This is a genomic window from Pseudoalteromonas sp. ABV4_021, from assembly GCF_056159365.1.
The window spans coordinates 2,392,992-2,410,260 of record NZ_JBSWVB010000001.1 but is presented as its reverse complement, the minus strand read 5'-3'; the positions used below and the strand labels follow the sequence as shown (position 1 = coordinate 2,410,260).

13 protein-coding genes are annotated in these 17,269 nt (G+C 41.4%); 7 read left to right on the top strand and 6 right to left on the bottom strand.

Annotation, left to right across the window (positions count from 1 at the left end):
- Positions 1-156 precede the first annotated feature (156 nt).
- Entirely contained in the window at positions 157-990 is an 834-nt protein-coding gene (gene purU / locus ACXAFE_RS11175; protein WP_475152432.1) for a formyltetrahydrofolate deformylase, read from the bottom strand.
- Positions 991-1,222: 232 nt separating this feature from the next.
- Between purU and ACXAFE_RS11170 the strand changes: the two genes are divergently transcribed.
- The gene (locus ACXAFE_RS11170) at positions 1,223-1,828 is read left to right on the top strand and encodes an outer membrane beta-barrel protein (protein WP_475152429.1); all 606 of its coding nucleotides are present in this window, start codon (positions 1,223-1,225) and stop codon (positions 1,826-1,828) included.
- Positions 1,829-1,901: 73 nt separating this feature from the next.
- Here ACXAFE_RS11170 and ACXAFE_RS11165 read toward each other — a convergent pair whose 3' ends face one another.
- Positions 1,902-5,348, bottom strand: coding sequence for a PAS domain-containing hybrid sensor histidine kinase/response regulator (locus ACXAFE_RS11165; RefSeq protein WP_475152426.1), 3,447 nt, complete (start codon positions 5,346-5,348; stop codon positions 1,902-1,904).
- A gap of 372 nt (positions 5,349-5,720) precedes the next feature.
- Between ACXAFE_RS11165 and ACXAFE_RS11160 the strand changes: the two genes are divergently transcribed.
- The 4 genes from ACXAFE_RS11160 (at position 5,721) to ACXAFE_RS11145 (ending at position 10,361) form a co-directional block, all read left to right on the top strand.
- Complete coding sequence (locus ACXAFE_RS11160; RefSeq protein WP_475152423.1) at positions 5,721-5,984, top strand: DUF4212 domain-containing protein; 264 nt, start codon at positions 5,721-5,723, stop codon at positions 5,982-5,984.
- Between the two features lie 11 nt (positions 5,985-5,995).
- A complete protein-coding gene (locus ACXAFE_RS11155; protein WP_475152421.1) occupies positions 5,996-7,720 on the top strand; it encodes a sodium:solute symporter family protein in 1,725 nt (574 codons plus the stop codon).
- Between the two features lie 164 nt (positions 7,721-7,884).
- Positions 7,885-9,723 (top strand): putative nucleotidyltransferase substrate binding domain-containing protein, encoded by a 1,839-nt coding sequence (locus ACXAFE_RS11150; protein WP_475152415.1) that lies wholly within the window; start codon positions 7,885-7,887, stop codon positions 9,721-9,723.
- The gene (locus ACXAFE_RS11145; RefSeq protein WP_475153608.1) at positions 9,723-10,361 is read left to right on the top strand and encodes a 3'-5' exonuclease; all 639 of its coding nucleotides are present in this window, start codon (positions 9,723-9,725) and stop codon (positions 10,359-10,361) included. Before ACXAFE_RS11150 ends, ACXAFE_RS11145 begins: the two co-directional genes overlap by 1 nt.
- A 46-nt stretch (positions 10,362-10,407) precedes the next feature.
- On the opposite strand, the gene ACXAFE_RS11140 is transcribed toward ACXAFE_RS11145, so the two are convergent.
- From ACXAFE_RS11140 to ACXAFE_RS11125, 4 genes are read right to left on the bottom strand one after another with little or no spacing between them, the layout of a single operon-like run.
- The gene (locus tag ACXAFE_RS11140; RefSeq protein ID WP_475152410.1) at positions 10,408-12,744 is read right to left on the bottom strand and encodes a TonB-dependent receptor; all 2,337 of its coding nucleotides are present in this window, start codon (positions 12,742-12,744) and stop codon (positions 10,408-10,410) included.
- A gap of 34 nt (positions 12,745-12,778) precedes the next feature.
- The gene (locus ACXAFE_RS11135) at positions 12,779-14,380 is read right to left on the bottom strand and encodes a PepSY-associated TM helix domain-containing protein (RefSeq protein ID WP_475152406.1); all 1,602 of its coding nucleotides are present in this window, start codon (positions 14,378-14,380) and stop codon (positions 12,779-12,781) included.
- Between the two features lie 2 nt (positions 14,381-14,382).
- Positions 14,383-14,637 (bottom strand): hypothetical protein, encoded by a 255-nt coding sequence (locus ACXAFE_RS11130; RefSeq protein WP_475152402.1) that lies wholly within the window; start codon positions 14,635-14,637, stop codon positions 14,383-14,385.
- Complete coding sequence (locus tag ACXAFE_RS11125) at positions 14,627-14,857, bottom strand: hypothetical protein (RefSeq protein ID WP_475152398.1); 231 nt, start codon at positions 14,855-14,857, stop codon at positions 14,627-14,629. The genes ACXAFE_RS11130 and ACXAFE_RS11125 overlap by 11 nt, the downstream gene beginning before the upstream one ends.
- 411 nt (positions 14,858-15,268) lie before the next feature.
- On the opposite strand from ACXAFE_RS11125, the gene ACXAFE_RS11120 reads away from it, so the two are divergent.
- Together ACXAFE_RS11120 and ACXAFE_RS11115 are read left to right on the top strand one after the other, a co-directional pair.
- Complete coding sequence (locus ACXAFE_RS11120; protein ID WP_475153607.1) at positions 15,269-16,216, top strand: homoserine O-succinyltransferase; 948 nt, start codon at positions 15,269-15,271, stop codon at positions 16,214-16,216.
- Positions 16,206-17,261: a homocysteine S-methyltransferase family protein gene (locus ACXAFE_RS11115; protein WP_475152396.1), complete on the top strand. Its 1,056-nt coding sequence runs from the start codon at positions 16,206-16,208 to the stop codon at positions 17,259-17,261. Before ACXAFE_RS11120 ends, ACXAFE_RS11115 begins: the two co-directional genes overlap by 11 nt.
- Positions 17,262-17,269: the final 8 nt, after the last annotated feature.

Here is a 17,269-nt window from a genome sequence, read left to right as displayed (position 1 = left end):
CTGGGTTACATCGGTCATCCTTGAACTCATTTCAAAGTAAAGCGAACTTCGTTTCGGTTACTTTTCATCTTTGGCCGCTGTCGAAAACAGCGACAAATAATGTATCGAATATTAATCAGTGCTAAGGATTAACGTTGAAGCAATTACTTGGAATAGTTACTTAAACACCACCGTTTTATTACCATTAATAAATATCCGTTGCTCAGCGGCCCATTGTAGGGCGCGGCAGAATACGTTTTTTTCTACATCGCGGCCAAGTGCAGCTAGCTTTTCGGCATTTTGTGCGTGGTTTACATGGCAAATATCTTGTTCGATGATCGGGCCCTCGTCGAGTTCATCGGTAACAAAGTGCGCGGTGGCCCCTATCATTTTTACGCCTCGCTGGAATGCTTGGTGATAGGGTTTTGCACCAATAAAAGCGGGTAAAAAGGAGTGATGAATATTAATTATTTTACCGCTGAACTTGGCCACAAATTCAGGGCTTAAAATACGCATATACTTGGCAAGACCAATTAAATCGGGGTTAAACTCGTTAATTTTTTCAGCCACTTTGGCGTCGTGTTGTTCGCGTGTTAGGCCGTCATGACTAATGCAATAAAATGGTATATCAAAGCCTTTTACTAGCGGCTCTAGGTCTGGATAATTAGCGATTACCGCTTGAACCTCCACATTCATGGCGTTTTCAAAGCATTTTAATAACACACCGCCTAAACAGTGTGCTTCTTTGGTGGCAAGTAACACCACTTTAGCTTTCTCTTCGCCTTTTAAACTGATGTTTGAGCCGTCAGGTAATAGATGAATGAGCTGTTCAACAAGGTGATTATTGTCAAAGTCACCTTGCAGTGCGGTTCGCATAAAAAAGCGATGATTTTCTCGGTCAACAAATTCGTCGTTGCGAATAACATTAAGCTTATGCTCAAAACAGAGATTAGTTATTTTAGCGATGAGTCCTGGTTCATCGGGGCATTGTGCAAGCAGTACTTTTTTCATGGTTCCTCATTCCAGACAGCAAAAGTAATGATTGTATATTTATATAATTTTATTATGTAATCAATAAATAAAATTAATATTTATTGTGTGGTGAGCAATTTTACAAAAAAGTAGCATGAATAAGGTTAATAGGCGTTAAAGAGGTTTAACTATTTCTGACAATTGCTTACAACTTATTGTCGTTAAGCGCACTAAACTAGCCGTAATCTCATTTTGAAAAGGAAGCACAATAATGGCAGTTTCTAATTTTACACGTGCGTTGCTGGCACTTTCTCTTATCTCATCGTCATCGGTGTTTGCTAATGGTTCTGAACAAGCTGAACTTAAAAAGCATACGTTCGGTGGAAAAATCGCAACGGGTAGCGTTGAGTTATATGATTTACCTGATGAAGATTATACAAATGTGTACTCTTACTATAACTATAAATTTAATCAAAATTTTTCACTCGAAGTTGGTTTAAATTTTGGTATGGATGCCAGTGATTGGGAGTGCGACGATTTTGATGATGGCTTTACCTGTCGCGACCGCAATGATTCAATGTTTAACATTGGCGCCGATGAATTAGAGGTCACTAACTTTGTCATTGCAGGTAAAGGAACATTACCTTTGTCTCAGCGCAATAGTCTTTACGCTAAAGTTGGTGCTAACTTCTATGACTATGAAATTTCAAGAGATGATCGTACGTTTATTGATGATTCGGGCACAGGTGTTTACCTTGAAGGTGGTTGGCAGTACGTGTGGGACTTTGGTTTAGGAATGGACGCAGGCGTACAGTATTTTGATATGGGTGATTTAGATTCTGTATCGTTTGCTGTAGGTGTTAGTTATCAGTTTTAATTACTAGTGTTAATTAGTTAACTCTATTTAGGGTTAAAAAATTAAATAGGCCGGCGTTTTGCCGGCCTATTATTTAACGGCTTGTATGCTTTATTAATGCTTTGAGTTTTGCTGGTTTTACAGGCTTACTCAAGTAGTGAATGTTTTGCTCTTTAGTGCTGCGTTTTAGTTCATCATCTCTTACCGCAGTGATTAATACCGCAGGAATACTTTCTTGCCACTGCTCACGTAATTGCGCAATTAAACTAACGCCATCCATTTCATGACTGAGTTGGTAGTCCATTAAAATTAAATCTGGCTTAGCTTGGTTTTGCGCATAATTTAATACATCGTCTACTTTATTAAAGGCAGAATAACGGCAACCCCATTTGCTCATTAACGTGCCCATCGCATCTAAGTTTTCTTGCTCATCATCAACGATTAATACATTAAGGGTTTGCTTATTATCAAGCTTAACTTTGTTAGTTGATTTTTCTTGCACTAGTTTGCTGTCGCCATAAGGCACTTCCAGCGCAAAGCAACTGCCTTTGTTTGGTGTTGATTTAAGCTCTAGGGTTAACGACATTAAATCGGCCATACGTTTTACCACGCCTAAACCAAGCCCTAACCCTTTATTGTCGTTACTTTGTACGCGGTAGAAGTCGTTAAAGACTTTTGCTTGTTCTACTTCGCTGATACCTGGGCCTGTATCCCATACTTCAATACGTAGGCTGTGTTTTCGCTTTCGACAAGCCACTAGCACTTTACCGCTTTCGGTATATTTCACGGCATTTGATACTAGATTCTGAATAATTCGGCGCAGATAAGTGGTGTCGGCATGCACTACAGCATCATTGCTGCGCACTTTAAAATCGAGCCCTTTTTCTTTGCTGAGAATAACGTATTCATTACTCAGCGGCGCTAAAATATCGTTAATCGGGAAGTGGCGAGGCGTCGGCGTCATTGCGCCTTGCTCTAACTTAGCTATTTCTAATAACCCCGACATTAAATGCACGGTTGAATCAAGGCTATCGCCAAGTTTTTCCATGGTACTGAGGTTGCTGTTAGAGAGTTCTGTTTGGTCAACAGCCGCCAGATAAAGCCTTGCCGCATTAAGTGGCTGTAAAATATCGTGCGACGCGAGCGCTAAAAAGCGGGTTTTACTGTCATTGGCTTTTTCGGCTTCTAGTTTGGCTTGGTTAAGCTGTTTTTCGGTTTCGATTCGCTTTTCAATTTGCGCTTCTAAATCTTCATTGATTGAACGAATTTCTAGCGTACGTGCCTCAATGCGATTCTCTAAATCAATATTCACTTCTTCAAGCGCATTTTGCGTTTCAATGTGTGTGGTAATATCTGAGAAACAGGTAACAAAACCACCATCAGGCAGTGGGTTACCTATCATTTCAATTACTTGGCCGTTGCGTCTGCGACGAATAAAATGGTGTGAGCTGCCGTTACGTAAGTGTTGCACACGTTTTTGCACTTGTGCGTCAATTTCGCCTGGTCCACATTCACCTTTACTCACATTATGACGAATCACTTCTTCAATAGGTTGGCCGACTTCCAAGAAGCCTTCGGGGTATTCAAACAGTTCCGTGTAACGCTTGTTCCACGCTACTAACTTCAGATTTCTGTCTACAACTGAAATGCCATGGCTTAGATTTTCCAGCGAGGTAAACAATAAGTTTTGATTAAATTGAATGGCTTGTGTGGTTTCATCGAAAAAGTTAACTACTTCTTCAAACGCCATTTGCTTACCAGAAATTACCGCACCAATTAATACGCGTGCAGACGATGCGCCGAGTACACCGGTAAGGGCTCTTTCACAAAAATCGACAAAGTCAGTTGTCGGTGTATCGTTATCGTCAGCAAAATCGTGTCGCATGGTATAGCGCACAATTAATTGCTTAGAGCGCTGAATACCTAAAAAGGTTTGTAGCAGTACTTTAAGGTCGTACACCGTGGCGTTAATTTGTTTGCTATGATGTTTAGCAAGTTTTAGCTGCTCTTTTGGCTTCACAAATGCAGCTGCCTGTATTCTATCGACTAAACGCTCGTTGGCACCCAGTGAAAACGCGATATAACACACAACATTGGCAATCAGCGCAATAAACGTACCTTGAGTGATTACACTTTGCTGCATTGCGGTGTTAGTGGTTACGGCACCTTCAAATAGCGGTAGCATTAAAAACAGTAACCAACAGGCAAACCCAGCTAGTAAGCCGGCGTAAACACCGTAGGCGTGGCCTTTGCGCCAATAAAGACCACCGACAACCGCAGGGATTAGTTGAGTCACTAATGAAAATGCCACTAGGCCCATACTCGCCAAAGCAGCTTGGTTGCCGAACAATTGTTGATAAAGGTAAGAAAGCCCTAAAATAACCGCAATGGTAAAACGTCGTGTTAATAAAATTCGGCGTTTATAGCTGGTAGTGATCAGGTTACGTTTAAATTTACGACGTAGCATTAAAGGTAGCACAACATCGTTTGAGATCATGGTGCTCAGTGTAAGCGTAGCAACTACAATCATGGCGATGGCCGCTGACAGACCGCCAATAAATACAAACGTTGATAACAAGGTACTTTGTTGTGCAAGGGGCAGTGCTAATACAAAGCTGTCGGCTGCAACATTACCACCAATTTGAGGGTGCATTGCTGCGGTTGCAATTGGAATAATAATGCCCGCCGTAAGTAATAAATACAGTGGAAATGCCCAGCGTGCGGTTTTTAAATGGCTAATATCTTGGTTATCTACAACGGTTACATGGAATTGGCGCGGCAAACAAATAACCGCAGCGGCTGCCATTAATGACTGCGCGACAAAGTTAAAGCTAAAAAAGTCTTCTTTTTGCCATTGGCCAAAAGCGATTTGGGTAACAAAGTAATCCCACATGCCATCTTGGTAATGCGTAAAAACATAATAAGACAATCCCGCAACTGCACCGAGCGCAAGCAGTTTAACTGCTGATTCAAAGGCCACTGCCAACATTAAACCTGAGCGATATTCGGTTACATCCACTTTGCGCGTACCAAAGTAAATGGCGAAAATTGCCATAATCAAGGTGCCCATTAAGGCCATCATACTGCCAGATATTTCGCTGTCGCTTTGCAGTAATACAAAGCTGGTGCTAAGCGCCTTCAGCTGCAGTGCGATGTAAGGAATAGTTGCAAGCAGTGCAATAAAGGTCACTAAAATTGCTGTGAGCTGACGTTTTCCGTAGCGCGCAGAAATAAAGTCAGCAATGGTCGTGATATTTTGTTTTTTACTAACCAATATCATCTTGCGCAAAAAGCCGTGACCTAAAATAAACAGCAGTGCAGGGCCCAATAGAATGGGCAGGTAACTCCAACCTGAATTAGCGGCTGTGCCTACAGCGCCATAAAAGGTCCAAGAGGTGCAGTAAATACCTAAAGCAAATGAGTAAACAAAGGGGTGGTGACTAATTTTCTTGGCCAGAGGTGTGGTTTTATCTCCCCAGTTAGCAAGCCAAAATAGAATGCCAACATAGGCCAAAGCGACGAAAATTAGCGCAATTGTCATGGTTACTCTTGTTATTCTTCTTAATTGATACGCTAATTTATCACTTTTTAATGAAACTGTGCATCTCAATCACAATTACCCCAACAGCTTGAATTTACAGGCTGAGTGTCATTATTAATAACGATGTTCGACTAATGTCTTAACATAATGGGAAATTAGGTGGTTACGTTTACGTAAACGTAACTTTGGTGTGCTTTAAAGCCTTATTTTTACTCGCTTTCGTTTAAATTATGGTCATTTTTTACCTTTAGTAGGTAGTTAAGTTAATAAATTGTTACGACTAAGGTCGCACTTTAATCTTTTATGTGCGTTGCTAGAGTCAATGATGACGATTAATTAACGTGCAACTTTGCATGACTAGGGGATATAAAAATGGCTTTTAAAGATAATGATCAAGCCAAAGCATATTGGAGTGAAAACCTTTTGCTAGTAATAAAACTACTAGCCGTTTGGTTTGTAGTTTCGTTTGGCTGCGGCATTTTATTTGTCGATGCGCTTAACGAAATCCGTTTCTTTGGTTTTAAATTAGGTTTCTGGTTCTCTCAGCAGGGCGCCATTTATACCTTTGTTGCCCTGATTTTTGTTTACGTATACAAGATGGCTGCGTTAGACAAAAAGTACGGCGTTGACGAGTAAGGAGAATAATAATGGACGTTCAAACGCTAACTTTTATTATCGTAGGTGCAAGCTTTGCAATGTATATCGCCATTGCAATTTGGGCGCGTGCGGGATCAACCAAAGAATTCTACGTTGCCGGTGGTGGTGTACCGCCTGTTGCAAATGGTATGGCTACAGCAGCTGACTGGATGAGTGCTGCGTCATTTATCTCAATGGCGGGTATTATCTCGTTCGTAGGTTACGATGGCGGTGTTTACCTAATGGGTTGGACAGGTGGTTATGTGCTACTAGCCCTTTGTTTAGCGCCATATTTACGTAAGTTTGGTAAATTCACTGTGCCAGATTTCATTGGTGACCGTTATTACTCGCAAACAGCGCGTACGGTAGCGGTTATCTGTGCAATCTTTATCTGCTTTACTTATATTGCAGGCCAAATGCGCGGTGTAGGTGTTGTATTCTCTCGCTTCTTAGAAGTTGATATCGAAACCGGTGTTTACATTGGTATGGTAATCGTATTCTTCTATGCAGTATTAGGTGGTATGAAAGGTATCACTTATACGCAAGTAGCTCAGTACTGTGTACTTGTTTTTGCATACCTAGTACCAGCTATCTTTATCTCATTGATGATGACAGGTCACGTACTACCACAAACAGGTTTTGGTGCAACATTAACTGATGGCTCAGGAATGTATGTACTTGATAAACTCGATGGACTCAGCACCGAACTCGGGTTTGCCCAGTATACCGAAGGGTCTAAATCGATGATCGATGTATTCGCAATTACTGCTGCGTTAATGGTAGGTACTGCGGGTCTTCCTCATGTAATCGTACGTTTCTTCACTGTGCCTCGCGTAAAAGACACGCGTATTTCAGCGGCATGGACATTAGTATTTATCGCAATTGTTTACACTACAGCTCCTGCGGTTGCATCGTTCGCCCGTGTAAACCTTATCGATACTATTAATGGTAAAGACGGCAGTGGTACAGAGTACGCAGAGGCACCAGCGTGGGTTAAAAACTGGGAGCGTACTGGCCTAATTACATTCAATGATAAGAATGGAGACGGCAAAATGCAGTACTCTGCAGGTAAAATTGAAGATCCTAGCAGTGCTAACGAAGTTAAGATTGACCGCGACATCATGGTACTAGCGAACCCAGAAATTGCTGACTTACCAGCATGGGTAATCGCATTAGTAGCAGCGGGTGGTATTGCAGCGGCATTATCAACAACAGCAGGTCTGTTATTGGTTATTTCAACTTCGGTATCGCATGACTTACTTAAACGTACCTTTAAGCCAAACATTAGCGATAAACAAGAGTTAATGGCAGCACGCCTTGCTGCGATGGTGGCGATTGCGGTGTCGGCTTACTTTGGTATTAACCCGCCAGGGTTTGTGGCCTCGGTGGTGGCATTTGCCTTCGGCTTAGCGGCGGCGAGTTTCTTCCCAGCAATTATTATGGGTATTTTCTCGAAGCGCATGAATAAAGAAGGTGCGATTGCCGGTATGGTTTGTGGTATTGGTTTTACTGCGGCGTACATTATCTACTTCAAGTTCGTAAGCCCTGACCTTAACTCTGCTGAGAACTGGTTATTTGGTATCTCACCTGAGGGTATCGGTATGATTGGTATGCTAGTTAACTTTGCTGTTGCAATTGCGGTTCAGAAAGTTACCAGCGAAACACCAGAAGAAGTACAGCAAATGGTTGAAGATATTCGTAACCCGAAAGGGTCAAGTGCAGCGCATGCTCACTAAACAACCAACAGTTTGAGCTGAATCAAAAATCAAACTCAATGCCCGACTATAGTCGGGCTTTTTTTTGTTTATTGCTCTGCTAGAGTCAAATGACAGAGGTGAGTTGCCTTAAGGGATGAGCAAGCGCACCTTTTTCAGGCTGTACACAGTTAAGGAGAGTAACCATGGCATTTGAGCTTAATGAAGTAGCACGTTTTGTTAAAGCGCAAGCACCGTTTAGTGATCTAGAATCCAGTGCCACTGAGTACTTTATTAAAAGCCTTGAAGCGGTTTATTTAACACCAGAAAATCAAAACCAATGGCTAAACTCAAATGCACCCTGCTTGTTTTTAATTCGCTCTGGCTTGTATGATATTTTAGATAGCAGTGGTGAAGTGGTTGCGCGTTTATCTGAAGGCGATTATTTTGGCTACCCATCGCTATTAACTGGCGAGCCTATTAGTAATCGATTAGAAGTGCAAAACGAAGGCATTGTATATCTGCTCAGCCAAACTCATTGGGATTATCTGCGCGAACACTATAAAGCATTTGCACAGCATTTTGTGCGTGCTCATGCTAATCGCCTACTCAGTGTGAATTATAAAAAACGCAGCGATGATTGGTCGAGCAAACGCATAAGTGAAATTATGAAGCAAGGTGCCGTGACAGCGGGCCCTGAAACTAAAATTAGCGATGCCGCCAAAACCATGAGTCAATTTGGTGTTTCATCGCTTATGATCACTGAAAATACCAAGCTGGTGGGAGTAATTACCGACCGCGATTTACGTAATCGCGTACTCGCAGAAGGACGTAGCCCGAACGATGTGGTTGCAACCATTATGACCACAAAGCCAAAGCATGTGTTTGAGCACAACCGTGTATTCTCTGCATTTCATTTAATGCTAAAGCAAAATATTCATCATTTACCTGTGCTTGATGAATCACATCAACCCTTGGGTATGATCACTGCAACCGATTTGTTGCGCCAGCAAAAATCTGACCCAGTACAACTTATTGGCCGTATTTATAAAGCCGAAAGTGTCGCTGATATTAAGCGCTATGCACTGGAAGTGCCCGAGTTATTGCGAGGATTTTCAGACAAAGTAGAAGATACTAGCTTAATTGGTAAATTACTTAGCGGTATCACCGATGCCATGACGACGCGTTTAATTCAATTATTTCAAACGCAAAATGGCACAGCGCCAACGCCGTTTAGTTGGATCTGCTTTGGTTCGCAAGCACGTGAAGAGCAAACATTACATTCAGACCAAGATAACGGTTTATTGCTGCCAGACAACCTGTCGCAAACGGAGCTAGATTACTTTAAAGCGTTAGGCGAGTTTGTTTGTGACAACCTAATTGCGTGCGGTATTAAAGAATGCCCTGGTGGTATTATGGCAAGTCGTGATGCATGCCGTATGGGGCTTTCTGCATGGTTAAACCAATTTGGTTCATGGATTAAAAGCCCATCGCCGCAGGCTATTTTAAACTGCAAAATCTTTTTTGATATTCGTTTTGTTGATGGCTCTGAAAGTTTGTTCGAAGCATTTAGTAAAGGCATATTAGCGACTACTAAAAATCAGATATTTTTTGCCTCAATGGCAACGGATATTAATACTAACTCGGTGCCTATCGGTTTATTTAATCAGTTTAAACTAGAAAAAGATAAGCAAAAACATACGTATATTGATTTAAAAAAGCGTGGTGTGGCAATTATTAATGATATTGTGCGCCTTTATGCGCTGCATCATAATGTTACCGCTGCTAATACCTTAGAGCGCTTAAGTGCGTTGTCTAAACAACAGCAAGTGAGTAAAAAAGATATCTATGATTTAAAAGATTGTTGGCGCTACCTTACGCAGCTGCGTTTAAACGTACAGTTACAGCAAAAAGGGTTACCGGCTAATTGTATCGACCCAGAAGATTTAACCTCACTTGAACGCCACCAATTAAAAGAGGCGTTTTATTTAATTAAACAAGCACAGCAAGCGGCCGCCTTTAAGTTTGCTAGAGGCAGTTTATGATGGGAATACTTGAATCAATTAAGCGCTTTTTTGTGTTACCCGAAAAAGACAATGACATATTAAAAAGTAACTGTTTTAAGATGGACTATTTAGTTATTGATTTAGAGTTAACCGGGCTTAATGCAAAACAAGATGAAATTGTCTCGATTGCGTGGGTGCCAATTAGTCATCAACGTATTCAAATTGGTCAATGTCAGCACTTTATTAATAATCAGGTGAATAATTTAAATCAAAGCCCTGTGTTTCACGGCATTGATAATACAACGATTGCGGCAGGTGTACCGTTAAATGAGGCGCTTAAAGCGTTAAATGAGCTACTTGACGATAAAGTATTAATATTTCATAACCAACAGCTTGATTGGGGATTTTTACGTATCGCGTTTAATAAAGCGGGTTTATTGCACAAGCCTTTAGCAATACTCGATACTATGAATATTGAACATAAACGCCTTGCTCGCCAAGGGCATGTAATTGCGCAAGATAGCTTAACCTTAAGCAGTTGTCGCGAGCGCTATCGTTTGCCCGAATACAGTTGTCATAATGCACTTACTGATGCTATGGCCACCGCTGAGTTGTTTTTAGCGCAAGCAAATCAAATTAGCCGTGGTAAACCACTATTAGTTAAACACTTAATGTAAAAAAGGGAAGTGTTAATCACTTCCCCTGCAAGATAGTTACACGCGCTTAAAAGCTAGCAGTAAAACTTAAACTTAATTGGCGAGGTTGGCCAAGGGTTTTATTGTTGGTGCGCGCACCACGTGCGTCATACACTTTATCCGTTAGGTTTTTCGCCGATAGTTGAATATCGTAATTTTCCCACTGATAACCAATACGCGCATTTATTAACGTACGCGCGTCATTTTGCGGCACATAGTTTTCGCCCCACAGGTTTTTCATTTCATTACTATTTTGATACATGGTATCGGCTAACGCGCTGTCTTGGTAGTTTGCATCAGCAGATAGATATAAACCAAAATCAGTGTGGTAACTTGCGGCTAAGTTTGCCGTCCATTCAGGTGAATCCGCAAATGGCTGACCTTTTAAATCAAGCGTCGGTTCGCCTGGAATAGCAACTAAAAACTCTTCAAACTCGGTTTTAGCACGGCCAAAGCCTGCAGTTAGCGTTAAGTTATTCGTTGGGTAGTAGAATAGTTCAAACTCAAACCCTTGCACCGTCGACTTACCAGCATTTGTGGTTTCTCTGTCGTATTGATTGCCCGACAGCTGCACGCTAACCTGTTGATCTTGCCAATCTAGATAGAACACATTGGCATTCGTCACTAAAGTGCCGTCTAGCCAAGTTGAGCGCAGTGAAAGCTCGTAGTTATCGGTAAATTCAGGGTCGTAGGTAAAGAGTGTGGCTCGTGCTGAGTTGGTGCCGACACCACCAGAGCGGTAACCTTGTTGGTAGGTAAAGCTGGTGGTGATGTTATCGGTTAGGTGGTAACTTGCGCCTAACTTCGGCAGCACTTCGTTAAATGTTTTTGACGTTAAAGGCTCATTTTGTGACGCTTGACTTGCCATATTAAGCAGCTTCGCATTAATACCAGCTACAAGTTGGGCAAACATCGGGTTTGCCGCATAATCGCTTGGGTTTGGTAGCAAGTGTGCATTGCCAATGCCATAGGCTTGCTCAGTCGCATTGGCTTGTTTTTCTTGGTCCCAGCGAATGCCAGCAAACACATCAAATTGGTCATTTATACTGTAAGTAAAATCAACAAAAACAGCAGTGTTGGTAATTTCACGATATAAATTTGAATAGGTATCTAGCAGTACAGGGTCAACAGGTGCGTAAAGCGCTAATACCTGATCGGCAACCGCCTGTGGTAAACCTAACCCGCCATTTTCTGGTGCAGCTACCAGCAACGTTGGCACGCCAAGTTGACTAAAGCTGGCACTACGATTACCAATCGCTTTATCTTTTACTTCTAAATTTGAATAATACGTGCCAATAATCCCTTTTAAATTATCGTATTCAAACGTCAGTTTTAGCTCTTGGGTTAAGGTCTCGTCAGAACGTTTATCGTGCAGTTGTGCAATCGGTAATGGCGATGCATCACCATCCCATTCGTAACCATACTGCATATCTGAATAAGTTGTGATTGCTGTTGCCGACCAAATATCGTTAATGTAGTAATCTAGATTTAATACCACTAAGTCTGAATCGGTAAATTCCCATGTTGGGTCATTAAAGTTTACTTTTCGGTAATCGTTAGCGTAACTTGGGTGCGCGTCTGTCCATACAACGCCCATTTCTGTTTCAGACTTGCTGTAACTTAAAATCGCTGAAAAATCTTCAATCGGTTCAAATAGTAGTTTAAAGCGATACAGGTTTGAGTTTGAAAAGTCAGAGTTTTCGTTGTTGCGCGCAATATTTTCAATAACGCCGTCATAGTCTCTATCTTCGGCGGTAAAGCGAAACGCTAATACATCATCAATTAAGCTACCACCAGCGGCGATCGCTAATTCTTGTTGCCCATTTTCACCTAATATCACGCGCCCTTTAGCGCTGTATTCATATGCTGGGTCGTAGGTATTCACAACAATTGCACCAGCAAGGGCGTTGCGACCTTGTAGTGTCGATTGCGGGCCGCGTAATACTTCCACTTGGCTTACATCCCAAGTAGAAAAACCGCCTTGTTGAATCTCTCGCATTGGTAATGGCGCACCGTCAACATAAACGCTGGTTAAAAAGCTGTTACCACCACCAGATACATTAAAAGAGTCGATACCACGAATTGTAAAGCCACCTACGCCAACTTCGCCAGTCACATTAGGCACAACAGATAGAGCATCGTAAAGGTTATTTAGCTTTTGCTCTTCCAGTACTTTGTTGGTGATTACGGCTACACTGGCAGGTGTTTCTTGCAAAGTGCGGTCAATTTTTTGGCCAGTAACAATAATCTTTTCAATATCATTGTCGTCTTCAGCCATAGTTAATGGTGAAACAATCAAGCTGGTCGCTAGTGCATATTTTACTGCAGCCGTTACAGCATTGGTTCTACGTTTAACAGTAAACATATCGTCCTTTTTAGTATGTAGTTGTGTGAATAATTTATTGAGTAGTTAATTCAGTAACACTTGGTTGTGTTTGAGTGCTTTTAAACGCGGCTTTTTTCACTACTTGTTTTGCTGCAAAAAAGCAAATACCACTGAGCAGCAATAAGATGCTTTGCGTAATCACAACATCAAATTTGTGTTCTGCTAGTTGTTGCGCCGTTGCGCTAGGCAGTAAAACCCAATCTAGTATGACAGCAAGGGCAAATATTGCGCCGCTCAGTTGCAATGAATATTGATTGAATTTCGCGTTATGTTTGATTAATTGAGCAAGAACTAACATCAGCAAAAATGACGCAAATACGCTGTTTTCGATAATCTCAGCACGCGTTGTTATCTCAATTGGTATTATTCGTGCAGCACTAAAGCCCACAGCAATGGCAAAGATAAAGCCAATAAAGCCACCGCTTGTCATTCGCGTGACAAAATTAAGAGAGCGCTGACTTTGATTACGCTGTTTTGCACGTTTTTCTAGCCACATTAAATTGCCGGTTAAAATTACATAACAGGTTGCTAAGCCGAGCAAAAAGAAAGCTAACCGTAAACCGTAGCCAGCAAAATCGCCAAAGTGCAAACGGGCAATTACACCTAAACCACTGCGCACGGCATTATCGTAGTTGTCTTTAGTAAGATAGATTTGTTGTTGATTACTTAGTTGGTAATGTACTGCGGTTTCAGTGGCAAATCTGTCTTGCTTTTGCCCTGTAAAAATCGCGACGGCGCTTTCATCGCCAAAGTGCTCAATCATAATGCGGTCAATGATTGCGTTATCCATGTCTTTTTCTGCCATTGCACGCAATCTGTCGATGCCGTTCATCGTCATTTTGTTGTCGATGATATCAATATGGGGTTCGTTAAATCCTGCTGCCGCGAGTAGCTTTTGTTGGTCGCCTTGGTACAACACAAGGGCATAAGAAATTTGGTAGACAATCACTAAATTAAAAACTAATCCGGTGAAGGCATACATCACATGAAACGGCAGTCCCATGGTGCCAATAATATTATGCGCGTCTAACCACTTGTCTTTATTGCCATCTTTACGGTATTGAAAGAAGTTTTTGAAAAGCTTGCGCCAATGAATAAGTAACCCGCTAAGCACCGCAACAAAAAAGAACAGGGTAATGATCCCAACAAAATATAAGCCAATGCGGCCAAGGCCTAAATTGTAATGAAGTTGGTAAACGAAGTTACCGAAATCCATGGTATCGGCATTACCAATAATTTCGCCGCTCTGTGCATCAAGCATAATATGCACATCGCTATGATCTTCTCCTGTTTTTGGGTCGGTACCTTCAATGTTTTTTGCAAAGTAAGCTTCTATATACGGTGAATGTTCGGTTGGCGGTAATAAATAAAACCTGTGGTCGACATATACATCATATTGCTTATTAATGGTCGCAATTGCGTTATCGTAACTTACGTTTTGAGAGTTTGTGGAGACCGTTTGATTTGCATGTATTGGTAGTTTTTCCCATGCCACAATATTTTCGCGAAATAAGCTAATTGAACCGGCAAAAAATACAATGAATAACACGATAGATATAACAAGACCTATCCATGCATGTGCATTAGTTAATGATTTCAGAGTTTTATTATTCATTATTATTGACTCATCAAAAGAATAACGTTGAGTAAGCAAGAGGGGATAAGAACAAAGCTAATGTTTTTGGCGGCTTTGCGTGCTTTTTCAAATGCGTAACTCCACACCAGTACGCCCGCCCAAATAGGGAATGCCAACACCAAGCCTGAAATAAGCCTAACGTCTTCCGCTAATGGCAAAATCAAATTTAAATTGAGCACGATTGAGATTGATAACAAAAGACCAAAAAAGAAGCCAATTAACGTTTTAGGCCACATAGCTCACCCCCGCTAAAACGAATAGTGATACCACAACGGGTGCATTGAAACGCCAAATGTTTTTTGTATAAGTGCTTAAAATTGTGTGGCTTACCAGCGCAAGCATTAATGCGACAAAGGCCGCCAGTAGCGAAGATGCAAGCGCAAAAGACAGCGAGAAAATGGCAACACCAATAAAATAGCCAATAACTAATAAAAAATTGGCAATAGATTTATTCATTGGTTTACTGAGCAGTAGTTGTTTTTCACTGCCTAAATAACAGGCTAGGCATCCAAGCCAGATTGGGATAATTGCTAAAAAGCTCATTATAATGTAAATGATATTGATTTTTATTCGATCCTAATGCTGTTTTTTATTTGTCGCAACACTTGTTATTCGAAAAATGTAAAAAATTATTAAAATCAAAAGCATTAGTTAAAAGTTGATTTAAACGATGGGAGCGTAATGGTGACTTTTACAAAGCACTTATTATGAAATGAGAGGTGGATTTGTCGGTAGGAGTACGGTTGGCGTATTTTTCACTTTAATCTTAAATGGACATCTAAACATCTGGAGCTTGATATTTCCGGCTATCCGTTCATAATTAGCGTCAGGTTAAACCCAATTTACCATAGTAATAAGGATACAATGATGCCAATCACAGTGCGCGATCAATTGCCCGCCATTAATACATTAAGGCAAGAAAATGTGTTTGTAATGCCACAAAGCCGTGCGCAAACACAAGAGATCCGCCCAATGCGATTAGCCATTTTAAACCTGATGCCAAACAAGGTTGAGACTGAAGTGCAGTTTATTCGTTTGCTGGCTAATTCGCCGCTTCAGGTAAATGTGGAGTTGCTGCGTTTAGATACTCACCGTAGCAAAAATACCTCTGAGCAACACCTTGATATGTTCTATAAGTATTTCTCAGAAGTTAAAAACGAAAACTACGATGCCATGATTGTGACTGGTGCGCCATTGGCACACCTAGAATATAGTGATGTGGCTTATTGGCAAGAGCTGAAAGAGATTTTCGACTGGGCTGAGCAACATGTTACTTCTACCTTGTTTTCGTGCTGGGCTGCTCATGCAGGGCTATTTCATCACTATGGATTGAAGCGCAAACTTAAAGCGAAAAAGCTTTGCGGTGTGTTTAAACATCAACGTTACTTTGAACATGCAGCGTTAACACGCGGTTTTGACGATGAATTCTTAGTGCCACATTCGCGCTATGGCCATATTAATGAAGCTGATATTGCAAACCACAGCCAGCTTGAGGTGGTTGCAGGTTCGCCAGAGGTCGGTGCGTTTTTAATTAAGAATAAATCCGGTTCGCAGGTGTATTTAACTGGTCACCCAGAATACGATGCAGATACTTTGAACAAAGAGTACCTACGCGACCTAGAAAAAGCAGAAAATGCACCTAAGCCAAATAATTATTTTCCTAATGATGATGCCAGCGCCAAACCAAGTAAAACTTGGCAGAGCCACGCCTTTTTATTATTTTCAAATTGGTTAAACTACTACGTTTATCAAACCACGCCATACGATATTAATTTAGTCAGCCAAGACGTAAGGACTAACAACTATGCCGAATAAATCACAGCAGTTAACCACTGCATTAAAAGCGCGTATTCATATTCTTGATGGTGCAATGGGCACCATGATCCAGAAATACAAACTGGAAGAAGAAGATTACCGCGGTGACCGCTTTGCAAATTGGCATGTGTTAGTTAAGGGCAATAATGACTTACTCAGTTTAACCCAGCCACAGATCATTGAACAAATTCATCGTGAATACCTTGCGGCAGGCGCTGATATTATTGAAACCAATACCTTTAACGCGACCACCATTTCAATGGAAGACTATGAAATGGCCAGCTTAAGCCGTGAAATCAATCTTGAATCGGCAAAACTGGCGCGTAAAGTGTGTGATGAATTTGAAGCACAAGACCCAACAAAACCGCGTTATGTTGCAGGTGTGCTTGGTCCAACATCAAAAACCTGTTCTATTTCGCCAGATGTAAACGATCCTGGTTTTAGAAACATTACCTTTGATGCTCTTGTTGAAGCCTATATTGAATCAACACTGGCATTGATTGAAGGTGGCGCGGATTTAATTCTGATTGAGACTATTTTCGATACGCTTAATTCAAAAGCAGCGGCTTTTGCAGTAGAAGAAGCGTTTGAGCGCGCAGGTGTTACCTTGCCTGTAATGATTTCAGGCACCATTACTGATGCTTCAGGCCGAACTTTATCAGGCCAAACAACTGAGGCATTCTACAATTCTATTCGTCATATTAAACCTATTTCAATTGGCCTTAATTGTGCCCTTGGGCCAGATTTATTGCGCCAATATGTAGAAGAGTTATCGCGTGTGTGTGAAACCTTTGTGTCGGTTCACCCTAACGCAGGCTTACCGAACGAATTTGGTGAATACGATTTAGAAGCTGATGAAATGGCAAAAGAGATTATTGATTGGGCAGAGTCAGGCTTTATTAATATTGTCGGTGGCTGTTGTGGCACCACGCCTGAGCATATTAATGCGATGTATCAAGGCACAAAAAATGTAGCACCGCGCCAATTACCTGAAATTGAAGTGCGCATGCGTTTAGCTGGCCTTGAAGCCTGTAATTTAAACTAGGAGCAAAC